Source organism: Streptomyces sp. NPDC127595 (genome assembly GCF_042671685.1).
GTDB lineage: Bacteria > Actinomycetota > Actinomycetes > Streptomycetales > Streptomycetaceae > Streptomyces.
In genome coordinates, this window is sequence record NZ_JBHXWK010000006.1 from 1 (window position 1) to 11974 (window position 11974).

Genomic DNA, 11974 nt, shown 5'->3' on the forward strand with positions numbered 1-11974 from the left:
GGCTGAGGGGGTTCAGCCCCTCCGGCGTTTGAGGAGCGGGGGTTTGGGGGCGGAGCCCCCAAGGGACGGGAATGGGCAGGGGCGGAGGGGGCGAAGAAAGCAAGCGCTTAGAAAAGTGCGGCCGGAGTCACACGCCCGGAGCGGTGACCTCGACGGTACGTACGGGTAACTTCGCAAGCAGCCATGCCCGACTACCCACCCCCCGTACGCCAATGGAGCCGTCGATGCCCGAAGCCGTGATCGTCTCAGCCACCCGCTCCCCGATCGGCCGCGCCTTCAAGGGCTCCCTGAAGGAGGTGCGCCCCGACGACCTGACCGCCACGATCATCGAGGCCGCCCTCGCCAAGGTCCCCGAGCTTGACCCGAAGGACATCGACGACCTCATGCTCGGCTGCGGCCTCCCCGGCGGCGAGCAGGGCTACAACCTCGGCCGCATCGTCGCCGTACAGATGGGCATGGACCACCTCCCGGGCTGCACCATCACCCGCTACTGTTCCTCGTCGCTCCAGACCAGCCGCATGGCCCTGCACGCCATCAAGGCGGGCGAGGGCGACGTCTTCATCTCGGCGGGCGTCGAGATGGTGTCGCGCAGCATCAAGGGCTCCAGCGACGGCCTGCCCGACACCCAGAACCCCTTCTTCGCCGAGGCGCTGGCCCGTACCGCCGCCGTGGCCGAGAGCGAGGGCGCGAGCTGGCACGACCCCCGGGAGGACGGCCTCGTCCCGGACGCGTACATCGCGATGGGCCAGACCGCCGAGAACCTGGCCCGCCTCAAGGGCGTCACCCGCCAGGACATGGACGAGTTCGGCGTCCGCTCGCAGAACCTCGCCGAGGAAGCCATCAAGAACGGCTTCTGGGAGCGGGAGATCACCCCGGTCACGACGCCGGACGGCACGGTCGTCGCCAAGGACGACGGCCCGCGCGCGGGCGTGACGCTGGAGGGCGTCCAGGGGCTGAAGCCGGTCTTCCGCCCGGACGGACTCGTCACCGCCGGCAACTGCTGCCCGCTGAACGACGGCGCCGCCGCCCTGGTGATCATGTCCGACACGAAGGCCCGCGAGCTGGGCCTGACCCCGCTCGCCCGCATCGTCTCGACCGGCGTCACCGGCCTCTCCCCCGAGATCATGGGCCTCGGCCCGGTCGAGGCGTCGAAGCAGGCCCTGAAGCGCGCCGGCCTGACCGTCGACGACATCGACCTGTTCGAGATCAACGAGGCGTTCGCCGCCCAGGTGATCCCGAGCTACCGCGACCTGGACATCCCGCTGGACAAGCTGAACGTGAACGGCGGCGCCATCGCCGTCGGCCACCCCTTCGGCATGACCGGCGCCCGGATCACCGGCACGCTCATCAACAGCCTCCAGTTCCACGACAAGCAGTTCGGCCTGGAGACGATGTGCGTCGGCGGCGGCCAGGGCATGGCGATGGTCATCGAGCGCCTCAGCTAGTCCCGTACGAGTAACCGCAGTTGAACCCAGCGTGACCGAAACGGCCCGGATCCCTGCACCCGCAGGGACTCTGGGCCGATTTGTGATCCAATCCCCCCCAAGATGTGACCTATCTCCCTCCGGAGAGCGATTTACGCAGGTCAGAGCCGTTGCGCGACTAAACACCAGGCCCAAAGTCCTGTCCCTTTCGTGACGTTACGCACTGACAGCGGGATAGTCCGCCCTTCAAGCTGATGTAGGAAGTCGGGGGTCGACTTTGAACCGGGAGTACGTCAGTGAGCGCCATGCCGATTGCTTTGCTGCTCACCACGGCCGCCACCGCGGTCGTGGGCGTCGCCGTTCTGCGCACCCTTCAGGGACTGCGCCGGCAGGTCGCGGCCCTGCACACAGAACTCGCCGCGAACCGCGCCACGGCCGCGCGAGGCCTCGTGCCCGCCGCCCGCACGGCCGCGGACACGGACGAGATACGCGCTGCCGTGGCCGAGGCGCTCGCCGAGGAGCGGGAGCGGGAGCTTGCCGAGGCGCGGGCGTTCTGGGCCGCCCAGGAGGCGCGTGACGCCTCCGATCTGCCCTCGCTGCTCGGCCTGCCCGACAGCGAACCGTTCCTGCCTCGCCACTCGGACTTCGTCGGCCTCGAGTACCTGGAGCCGGTGCCCGAGCCCGGCCCGGACGCCGACGACTTCGCCGGGGACTCCCCCGAACTCGCCGCGGCCCGCCGCCGGCACCCCTCCCACCCGGACTTCATCCCGGTGCAGTCACCCGTCGTGAACGACCACGAGCGCACGGTGGCCTGCCTGGAGGAACTCGCCGAGTCCGGCACGGAACTGGCCGATGTCCGCCCCGGCCCGCTCGGCACCCTCGACGTCTACGTCTTCACCGACGGTACGACCCTGTGCATGACGCCGGGCCACCGCGAGACCGCGGAGCAGCTCGCCGCGGCCCTCCAGGCGGGCGCCGCCCCGGTTCTCCTCGGCGGCTCCGGCGTCTCGGGCGCGTACGCGCTGACGTTCGCCTGCGGCGACGAGAACATCTACATCCTGGCGGACCGGGTCATAGCGTCGCTGTAGTCGCTGGATGACCGTCGGTGAATTAGTGGCGCGTGTCGGTCAGGAGAGGTTCGCCTGGTGCTCGTGCCACTGGAGCAGTGGTCCGGTCTGCCTGAGGCAGGATGCGCCTCCGGTTTTCGCCGATGCGGAAGAGGTGGGCGGTCAGTGAGCAGGGCAGGCCGCGCTCGTCCGGGACGGCGACCCAGGTGATGTTCTCGGTGGTGTGTTCTCGGTGGTGTGTTCTCGGTGGTGTGTTCTCGGTGGTGTGTTTGCTGTGGCGGGGTCACTGTTTCGGGGTACGTCGAGCATCGCGGATCTCGACTCCGGTGGGGCAGGAGTCGCTGTCGAGGCGGGCGGTGACGCGCAGTCCGGTCGCGGTGGTGGTGGCTGGTGGCAGCGATCAGCTTCAGCGCAACGTCGAAGCTGGTCAGCGGGCGGGCGCGCCAGTTCACGGAGGTGAAGGAGAACAGGCGGCACTCGGCCCGGTTCCACCTCGATGTTCCCGGCGGCAGGTGGCACACGGTGATCTCCAGCCCGGTCTCGGTGGCGGCACGGCGAGGCCGGCCTCCAATGCTCTGGCGCGGGAACTGTTGGAGCGGCCGCCGCCGGCGGTGACCAGCAGTTGCCTCGCGGTCCCTCGTCATCGTCGATCTCTCGGACACGTGCTCGCTCTGCCACTCGGACAGGGTGTCGAGCACACGCCGCCCGGCACAGCCTCCGGACGGTCCGTCACATCGCAACAGGGCCAACGGTGCCTGCTGCGGCACCAGTCACCCACCTGCACCTGAGACTTTCGGTTCGGGGTGACAGTGATCTCGCCGGCGGGTCCATTCCGGTGGGCCCGGTTGGCGGCGCGGCCACGCGAGGGACATCGGTGTGCACGACAACCAACTCATCGCATGCCAGACACCCTCAGACGGCGGCATCCTGGTGTCGACGAGGGGGCAGACGTGGAGAAGGGACAGGCACACACGACCGGAGACGGCAGCTTCGTCATCCACGGAGTGGACGAAGCCCAGGCGATTCTCGGCAGCAGATTCCACGACTTCCGTATGGAAGTGCTGGGGAAGGCCGAAGACTTCACCATGGACGTCGCCGTCGTCGGGCTGGGTCAGGTGACCATCGGCAGGGTCAGCCTCAACACCCCGATCAAGGCGCGGCTCGGCGAGCTGGGCGCCTACAACGTGTCGGTGCCGGTCAGCGGCTCCTACGGCGTGCGGCAAGGCCGGGGACCAACCTTTTACGCCGGTCTCGGCCGCGCGATGGTCAGCGATCCCGCGGGCGACGCCGTCCTCGGCGAATATTCGGACAGCGGTTCCAGCCTCACGGTGAGGTTCGAGACGGTGGCGCTGGTGCGGCAGTTGGAGACGCTGCTGGGCCGTCCCGTCCACCGCCGCCCGGTCTTCGCGCCGGTCATCGATGCCGGCAGCGGTCTCGGACGCAGCTGGGTGAACCTGCTGTCGTGGTGCCTGCTGGACCGGAGCGTGCCTCACGGCCTGCTGCAGCAGCCGATGTTCGTCGGCCGGATCGAGCAGACCCTGATGGAGGGCCTATTGCTGGCGGGCGACCACCAGTACCGGGAGGCGTTGGAGGCACCACCGCCGAACATGCGGCCGGTGGCGGTAAAGCGGGTGATGGACGCGGTGCGCGAGCGGCCGGCCGAGCCCTACGACGCCGCCCGGCTCGCCGCCATCGGCCAGGTCAGTGTGCGCACCCTGCAGGAGGCGTTCCGCAGGAACCTGGGCATGAGCCCGATGACGTACGTCCACGAGGTGCGGCTGCAGCGGGTGCGGGAGCATCTGAAAGTCTCGGCTCCGGGGACGGTCACGGTCACGGAGGTGGCCTACCGGTGGGGGTTCGCGCACCTGGGCCGGTTCGCACAGCGCTACCGGGCCCGCTTCGGGGAAACCCCCTCCCAGACCCTGCAGTCCGCCTGACCGGATCCGACCCGTACCCCTCCCAGGTGTTGCTGTTGACCAGCTCGTGGCAGCGGTGGCAGAGCCGGTGCGGTCTCTCGACGTCCTCGCGCCGCGCGCGCCGGCGCTCGATGCCCCTGAGCCGCGCTGCATCCGATTCATCGACAGTCCCGGTCATGGCGTCGCTCCAGGAGCTACGGGCCGTACGAACTCCCGACGCGCCGGAGGCGATCAGACTCCGGCGCGTTTCTGCGCCTCCGCGACAAGCCCCACCGCTTCCGCGAGCTCCCGCTCGTCTTTCAGTACGAGCGCCAAATCATGTGCGGCGACCGTGATTTGGTCGGCGGCGGCGAACATCCCCGCGTCGGGCATCTCACGAGGATCTCCGGAAGGGTCCTCCACACGCTGGGCCCGCAGGGCCAACTCCCTGGCCAGACCCAGCGCCTCGGCGGCAGCGCCCCGCTGGAGCCGGCTCTGCGGCGCGGCCCGCAACCGGTCGGCGAAGTGATCCACGGCACGGGTCAAAGGCGTCGTATCAAGCACGCGGCGAGCGTACGCGCCGCAGCAGGACTGTTGCCAACAACTCAACCCTCAGGCACGGTGGCGTGAAGGACCGGCTTACATCCCCATTGCGTCCGGAGGCGCCGATGTCCCAAGTGTTCTCCCAGGAGACCCATCGCAACCTGCTCGCCCGCATCCCCCATTGCACCGGTCGTGAGATCTCCGACTGGCTGCGCACCGTCGACGAAGGCCCCGCACTCTTCCGCTTCGAGGAGAAGGTCAGCTGGCTCCGCGCCGAGCACGACCTCGCGTACGGCCATGCCAAGGCGATCATTCACGAGTACGACCTGAGGAGGGCCGCGCGCAAACTGCTCTGAGCGCGCACCACCGAGACGACAGGCATCCGCATGACAAGGCATGACAAAGGGCCCGCGAACCGGTGGGTTCGCGGGCCCTTCAGTCACTGACGACCGGCTGCTACCGGTCGGCCCGGCTGGTCAATGCCGCTACCGGCTAGTCGTTGCCGCTGAAGATGGCGACCAGCCGCAGCATCTCGACGTAGATCCACACGATGGACATGGTCAGGCCGAACGCGGCCAGCCAGGACTCCTCGCGCGGCGCGCCGTACGCGATGCCGTCCTCGATCTGCTTGAAGTCGAGGGTCAGGAAGAACGCGCCCAGGATGATCGCGATGATGCCGACGATCGCGCCCAGCGGGCCCATGCTGCGCAGTCCGCCGTCCTCGGCGACACCGAAGGCGACCAGCAGCAGGTTGACCGCCATGACCAGGATGAAGGCGATGGCGATGGCCATGCCGATGCGCGCGTACCGCGCGGTCACGCGGATCCAGCCCGCCTTGTAGATCAGCAGGGTCGCGCCCGACACCGCCATGGTGCCGAGCACCGCCTGGAAGGGCGCGCCCGACCACTGGCTGTTGTACATCTCGCTGATGACCCCGAGGAAGACGCCCTCGAAGGCGGCGTAACCGAGGATCAGCGCGGGCGAGGCCTTGCGCTTGAACGACTGCACCATCGCCAGGACGAAGGCGATGAGGGCGGAGCCGATGGCGAGCCCGAAGCTGCTGCTGGTGACCGGCAGGACCGCCCAGGCCAGGATGGCGCCGACGGCGACGGTGCCGAGCGTCATACCCGAGCGCATGACGACGTCGTCCATCGTCATACGGCCGGCGGTGACCGGAGCCTGCGGCGGAGCGCCGTGCTGCAGGTCCTGCTGCGCGTAAGGGTTCTGCGCGTAGGGGTTGCCGCCCTGCTGGGCGTACGGGTTGGCCTGCGTGCCGACAGCGGGTCCCCCGGCCTGCGGCGCCGCGTTGAATCCCGCGTAGCCGTTGTCGCGGCTGAACCCCCGTCGCGAGAAGACCGGGTTGCTGCTCCTCATTTCACTCCTCCATGGCCACGGTGCGTGGCGTTGGGCTCAAGAGTAATAGGTAGGCAAAGGAAAGAGCCTAGTGCTTGGGGAGGATCTTTCCCTTGTCGTGATGCCGAACACGCTACGTGCTGGCCTCATTCCCTGCGAAGGAGCACCCAATCCATGACCGACCTGGGACCCGGCCGAGACCCGCCGATGATCGGAGCGAACGCCCGGGGTCAGTCCAGTGGAAACCCGGTGTACCCGTCCGCGAGGTCGGTCTCGGCCGCCCGTGAGCCGACGACCCGCTCCAGGCGGGCGAGCTGGAGCCGGTCCTCGAAGGGGGACGCGTCGGGGGCGCGGTGCAGCATGGTCGTCATGTCGTACGAGAACCGCTCGGCCTGCCAGACCCGGCGCAGGCAGGTCTCCGAGTAGCTGTCGAGCAGTTCGGCCGATCCGGTGTCGCGGAGCCGGACCAGGGCGCGGGCGAAGGTGACGACGTCGCCGACCGCGAGGTTGAGGCCCTTGGCGCCGGTGGGCGGCACGATGTGCGCGGCGTCACCGGCGAGGAAGAGCCGCCCGTGCCGCATCGGCTCGTGGACGTAGCTGCGCATCGGGGTGACGGACTTGGCGGTGATGGGTCCTCGCCTCAGCTCCCAGCCGTCCTCGGTCTCGAAGCGCCGCTCCAGCTCGTCCCAGATCTCCTCGTCGCCCCAGGCCTCGGCGTCCGTACCCTCGGGCACCTGGAGGTAGAGGCGGGAGACGGTGGGCGAGCGCATGCTCAGCAGGGCGAAGCCGCGGTCGTGGCGGGCGTAGACGAGCTCGTCGTGCGAGGGCGGGACATCGGCGAGGATCCCGAGCCAGCCGAAGGGGTACGTCCGCTCGAAGACGCGGGAGAGCCCGGCGGGCACGGCGTTCCGCGCGATCCCCCAGAATCCGTCACACCCCACCACGTAGTCACACTCGAGCACGTCCTCCCGCCCCTCGTGCGTGAACCGGATCCGCGGCCGGTCCCCCTCGACGCCCTCACCCTCCAGCGCCTCGGCCTCGAAGAGCAGCGGCCCGCCCTCCTTCAGCTGGAGGGCGATGAGGTCCTTGCAGACCTCGGTCTGCGCGTACACCATCACGGAGCTGCCTCCGGTGAGCCCGGGGAAGTCGACGCGATGCCGCCTGCCCTGGAACCGCAGCTCGATCCCGTCGTGCCGCAGCCCTTCCCGGTCCATCCGCTCCCCGGCACCCGCGGCCCGCAGCACGTCGACGGTCCCCTGCTCCAGGATCCCGGCCCGCTGCCGATGCTCCACGTAAGCCCGGTCCCGGCTCTCCAGGACCACGGACTCGATCCCCGCGTTGTGCAGCAGCCGCGCCAGCAACAGCCCGGCCGGCCCGGCCCCGATGATCCCGACGGTGGTACGCATCGGCACGCCCCTTCGCGTTCCTCAGTTCAGTCACGTTCGCGTTCAGTCACGTTCGTCTAGTGAAGTTCGTCTAGTGAAGTTTCCTTCACCATTCTCTGCAACTGAGTTTCCGACTGGGTACGTCCTCTGTCAACAGACTCGATCAAAGGCTGTACGGCGACCGGGGGGAACTCCTCACCCCGTCGAGTCGAGACCCGCGCCTGTGTCACAAAAGTGCGGGAGGTGCCCGGAACCGGACTTGAACCGGTACGCCCGCGAGGGGCAGCGAGGTTTAAGCTCGCCGTGTCTGCATTCCACCATCCGGGCAGGCCATGGGCTCCGCGTCGAGGTTCCGAGCCTATCGGGGCTCACCCCCTGAACTTCGGTCAGGCGGACCGATGTTGTCTTATTTTATTGATGTCTGAGGGTCCATCAGTACCCGGTACGGGCCATCCGCACATGCCAGATAGCGTTTCGGGTGACTTCCGGCGGCGCATACGGAATGACGGAATTTCACCGTCCGAACATGCGGCCCGCACAGCGCCCGTCACCGGCCTCTCAGGGACGGCCCTCATCCCTAGGTATGACACGGCCACTCCCGGTGCGACCGAAGTCGCCCCCCGGAACCGGAACAGCGGGTGACTACACGGCCCGAAAGGGCCGGGACGATGGACACACGTCCCCGGAATTCGTCGTCGTCGTCCCGACAGGAGCACCCTCCCGTGACCACCACTCCCGTGACCGCCACTCGCACCGCCGACCCCGACCGGGCCACCACGGTGGCCGCCCGTGCCACGGAACTCTCCAAGGTCTACGGACAGGGCGAAACCCAGGTGGTCGCCCTCGACCAGGTCACCGTCGACTTCCGGCAGGCCGAGTTCACCGCGATCATGGGCCCCTCTGGATCGGGCAAGTCCACGCTGATGCACTGTGTGGCGGGACTGGACTCGTTCTCCTCCGGCTCGGTGCGCATCGGCGAGACGGAGCTCGGCTCCCTCAAGGACAAGCAGCTCACCAAGTTGCGCCGGGACAAGATCGGCTTCATCTTCCAGGCGTTCAACCTGCTGCCGACCCTGACCGCCCTGGAGAACATCACCCTCCCGATGGACATCGCGGGCCGCAAGCCCGACAAGGAGTGGCTGAACACGGTCATCGAGATGATCGGCCTCGCCGACCGCCTCAGCCACCGGCCCTCCCAGCTCTCCGGCGGCCAGCAGCAGCGCGTCGCCGTCGCCCGCGCCCTCGCCTCCCGGCCCGACATCATCTTCGGCGACGAGCCCACCGGAAACCTCGACTCCCGCGCCGGCGCGGAGGTACTGGGCTTCCTGCGCAACTCCGTACGGGAGTTGGGGCAGACCGTCGTCATGGTCACCCACGACCCGGTGGCCGCCGCGTACGCCGACCGCGTCATCTTCCTGGCCGACGGCCGGATCGTCGACGAGGTGCTCAAGCCGACCGCGGACGCCGTCCTCGACCGGATGAAGCAGTTCGACGCGAAGGGCCGCACGAGCTGACGCCCGCTCACCCGCCCGCACGCCCACCAGGCCGCTCGCCCGCCCGCACGCCCACCAAGGCGAGCGTCAGTCGCGCCGCCCTGAGACAAGGCCGGGCGCCGGCCGCGCCGCCCTTGAGACAAGGCCGAGCTCCAGTCGCGCCGCCCTTGGGAAACCGCCGCGCACCCGTCGCGCCGCCCCGCAGACCTCCTACCTCCCTGGACTGAGACAACCCCATGTTCCGCACCGCCTTGCGCAACGTACTCGCGCACAAGGCCAGGCTCCTGATGACCGTGCTCGCCGTGATGCTCGGCGTGGCGTTCGTGTCCGGCACCCTGGTCTTCACCAACACCATCTCGGACGCCTACCAGAAGAGCTCGGCCAAGGGCTTCGACCAGGTCGACGTCGTCATCGAGCCGGAGTTCCAGGACGACACAGGCGACACGGTCGGCAAGGAGCAGAAGCTCACGCAGCCGCTGCTCGACAAGGCCGCCGACGTCCCCGGTGCCGCCTCAGCGATAGGTGTCGTCAACGGCTTCACCGCCATCGCCGACAAGGACGGCAAGCTCGTCGGCAGCGGCTTCCAGTCCCGCGGCGGGAACTACTGGGAGGACAAGGACCCCCGGTATCCGCTGACCGGCGGCAGCGCCCCGCGCGGCCCGAACGAGGTCGCGATCGACTCCGAGACCGCGAAGCGGGCCGGGTACAAGGTCGGCGACACCGTACGGCTGTCCGTCGACGGGCCCGTCCTCACGCCCACCATCACCGGCATCTTCACCACCGACGACGGCAATGTCGCGGCCGGCGGCAGCCTGGCCCTCTTCGACACGGCCACCGCGCAGAAGCTCTTCGACTCGGTCGGCACCTACGACGAGATCGATGTGAAGGCCGCGGCCGGCACCAGCCAGACCGCCCTGCAGAACCAGCTCGACAAGGTCGTACCGAAGGACGTCGCCTCCACCACGACCGGTGAGAAGGCCGCCGCCGACCAGGCCGAGCAGATCGCCTCGGCGATGAGCGGCATGAAGACAGGCCTGCTGGTCTTCGCCGGCATCGCGCTGTTCGTCGGTACGTTCATCATCGCCAACACCTTCACCATGCTGGTCGCCCAGCGCACCAAGGAACTCGCGCTGCTGCGCGCCGTCGGCGCCTCCCGCAGGCAGGTCACCCGGTCCGTGCTCGTCGAGGCGTTCTTCGTCGGCGCGGTCGCCGCGGTCTCGGGTCTGGTCGCGGGCATCGGCATCGGCGCCGGGATGCGCTCCCTCATCGGCACGCTCGGCGCGCCCGTACCGGACGGCCCGCTGGTGATCTCGCCCGGCACCGTCGTCACCGCCCTGATCGTCGGCATCCTCATCACGATGCTCGCCGCCTGGCTGCCGGGCCGCCGTGCGGCGAAGATCCCGCCGGTCGCCGCGATGAGCAGCGTGCACGCGCAGGCGACCACGAAGTCGCTGGTCCTGCGGAACACGATCGGCGCCCTCTTCGCGGGGGCGGGCGTCGCCGTCGTGCTGTTCGCGACGACCATGAGCGGCTCGGACGGCCAGGCCCCGATGGGTCTCGGCGCGGTCCTGCTCATCCTCGGCGTCTTCATCCTCACGCCGCTGCTGTCCCGCCCGCTGATCGCGGCCGCCGCCCCGGTGCTCCGTATCTTCGGGGTCTCCGGCAAGCTCGCCCGGCAGAACTCGGTGCGCAACCCGCGCCGCACCGCCGCGACCGCCTCGGCCCTGATGATCGGCCTGACCCTGATCACCGGGATGACGGTGATGGCGGGCAGCCTGCAGAAGTCGATCGACAAGATGGCCAGCTCGGCGATCAAGGCGGACTACGTCGTCTCGATGGCGAACGGCCGCTCCCTCTCGCCGGACGTCGAGAAGACGCTCGCCGGCCTCGACGGGGTCACGGACACCAGCTCACTGCGCAACTCACCCTCGCGCATCGACCAGCAGACCGAGTACCTGACGGGCGTCAACGGCGCTTCCATCGCCAAGCTCACCGAACTCACCCTGGACGAGGGCTCGTTCAAGGTCGGCGGCACACAGGTCGTGGTCGACGACCGCACCGCCGAGTCGCACGACTGGAAGGCCGGTTCGACGTTCACCGTCTCCTACGAGGACGGCAGGAAGCAGCAGCTCACGGTGGCCGGCGTCTACCAGGGCAACGAGATGATCTCCGGGATCATGCTCGACAACGCGACGCTCACCCCGCACACCACGGACGCCTTCGACATGCAGGTCATGCTGAAGACGGCGAGCGGCGCGTCGGACGCCACGAAGGACAAGATCGAGAAGGCCCTCGGGGACAACCCGGCCATCCAGGTCCAGGACAAGAAGGACATCTCCGACGGCATCGCGAGCATCTTCACCCTGATGCTGAACATGCTCTACGGCCTGCTCGCGATGGCGGTCATCGTCGCCGTCCTCGGTGTCATCAACACCCTGGCCATGTCGGTCTTCGAGCGCTCGCAGGAGATCGGGATGCTCCGCGCGATCGGCCTCGACCGCAAGGGCATCAAGCGGATGGTCCGTCTTGAGTCCCTGGTCATCTCGCTCTTCGGCGGCGTGCTGGGCATCGGCCTGGGCGTGTTCTTCGGCTGGGCCGCCGGTGAACTGCTCGGCAGCACCATGGCGACGTACGAACTGGTCCTCCCCTGGGCCAGGATGGGCCTCTTCCTGCTCCTCGCGGCGACGGTCGGCGTACTGGCCGCACTGTGGCCGGCGCGGCGGGCGGCTCGCCTGAACATGCTGTCGGCCATCAAGTCCGAGTAGTGGTCCACACGTTGGGGCCCTGTCCGGCTGACTGCCGGACAGGGCCCCA

Annotated in this window: 9 protein-coding genes, 1 tRNA gene and 1 pseudogene; 6 read left to right on the forward strand and 5 right to left on the reverse strand. The window is 68.9% G+C overall.

The window, feature by feature from the left end:
* Positions 1-224: 224 nt before the first annotated feature.
* Complete coding sequence (locus ACFVKT_RS19845) at positions 225-1445, forward strand: acetyl-CoA C-acetyltransferase (protein ID WP_385733208.1); 1221 nt, start codon at positions 225-227, stop codon at positions 1443-1445.
* 284 nt (positions 1446-1729) lie between these two features.
* On the forward strand, positions 1730-2512 hold the full coding sequence (locus tag ACFVKT_RS19850; RefSeq protein WP_385733210.1) for a hypothetical protein: 783 nt from the start codon (positions 1730-1732) through the stop codon (positions 2510-2512).
* 283 nt (positions 2513-2795) lie between these two features.
* On the opposite strand, the pseudogene ACFVKT_RS19855 reads toward ACFVKT_RS19850, so the two are convergent.
* Positions 2796-3122, reverse strand: a pseudogene (locus tag ACFVKT_RS19855) (ISAzo13 family transposase); the annotation flags it as partial.
* A gap of 268 nt (positions 3123-3390) precedes the next feature.
* Between ACFVKT_RS19855 and ACFVKT_RS19860 the strand changes: the two are divergent.
* On the forward strand, positions 3391-4428 hold the full coding sequence (locus ACFVKT_RS19860) for an AraC family transcriptional regulator (protein WP_385733212.1): 1038 nt from the start codon (positions 3391-3393) through the stop codon (positions 4426-4428).
* A gap of 210 nt (positions 4429-4638) precedes the next feature.
* Here the strand turns inward: ACFVKT_RS19860 and ACFVKT_RS19865 are convergent, their stop codons facing one another.
* Complete coding sequence (locus ACFVKT_RS19865) at positions 4639-4950, reverse strand: hypothetical protein (protein ID WP_385733214.1); 312 nt, start codon at positions 4948-4950, stop codon at positions 4639-4641.
* Between the two features lie 104 nt (positions 4951-5054).
* Between ACFVKT_RS19865 and ACFVKT_RS19870 the strand changes: the two genes are divergently transcribed.
* A complete protein-coding gene (locus ACFVKT_RS19870) occupies positions 5055-5285 on the forward strand; it encodes a DUF4287 domain-containing protein (protein ID WP_148008763.1) in 231 nt (76 codons plus the stop codon).
* 136 nt (positions 5286-5421) lie between these two features.
* On the opposite strand, the gene ACFVKT_RS19875 is transcribed toward ACFVKT_RS19870, so the two are convergent.
* From ACFVKT_RS19875 to ACFVKT_RS19885, 3 genes are all read right to left on the reverse strand, one after another.
* Complete coding sequence (locus tag ACFVKT_RS19875) at positions 5422-6303, reverse strand: Bax inhibitor-1/YccA family protein (RefSeq protein ID WP_385733216.1); 882 nt, start codon at positions 6301-6303, stop codon at positions 5422-5424.
* A gap of 209 nt (positions 6304-6512) precedes the next feature.
* Entirely contained in the window at positions 6513-7688 is a 1176-nt protein-coding gene (locus ACFVKT_RS19880; protein ID WP_385733218.1) for a 4-hydroxybenzoate 3-monooxygenase, read from the reverse strand.
* Positions 7689-7911: 223 nt separating this feature from the next.
* A tRNA-Leu gene (locus ACFVKT_RS19885) sits at positions 7912-7994 on the reverse strand.
* Between the two features lie 410 nt (positions 7995-8404).
* Between ACFVKT_RS19885 and ACFVKT_RS19890 the strand changes: the two genes are divergently transcribed.
* Positions 8405-9181, forward strand: a complete 777-nt coding sequence (locus tag ACFVKT_RS19890) for an ABC transporter ATP-binding protein (protein WP_385734182.1) — start codon at positions 8405-8407, stop codon at positions 9179-9181.
* A 215-nt stretch (positions 9182-9396) separates the two neighbouring features.
* Positions 9397-11925 carry an ABC transporter permease gene (locus tag ACFVKT_RS19895; protein WP_385733220.1) on the forward strand — a complete coding sequence of 843 codons (2529 nt, stop codon included), beginning with the start codon at positions 9397-9399 and terminating at the stop codon, positions 11923-11925.
* Positions 11926-11974: the final 49 nt, after the last annotated feature.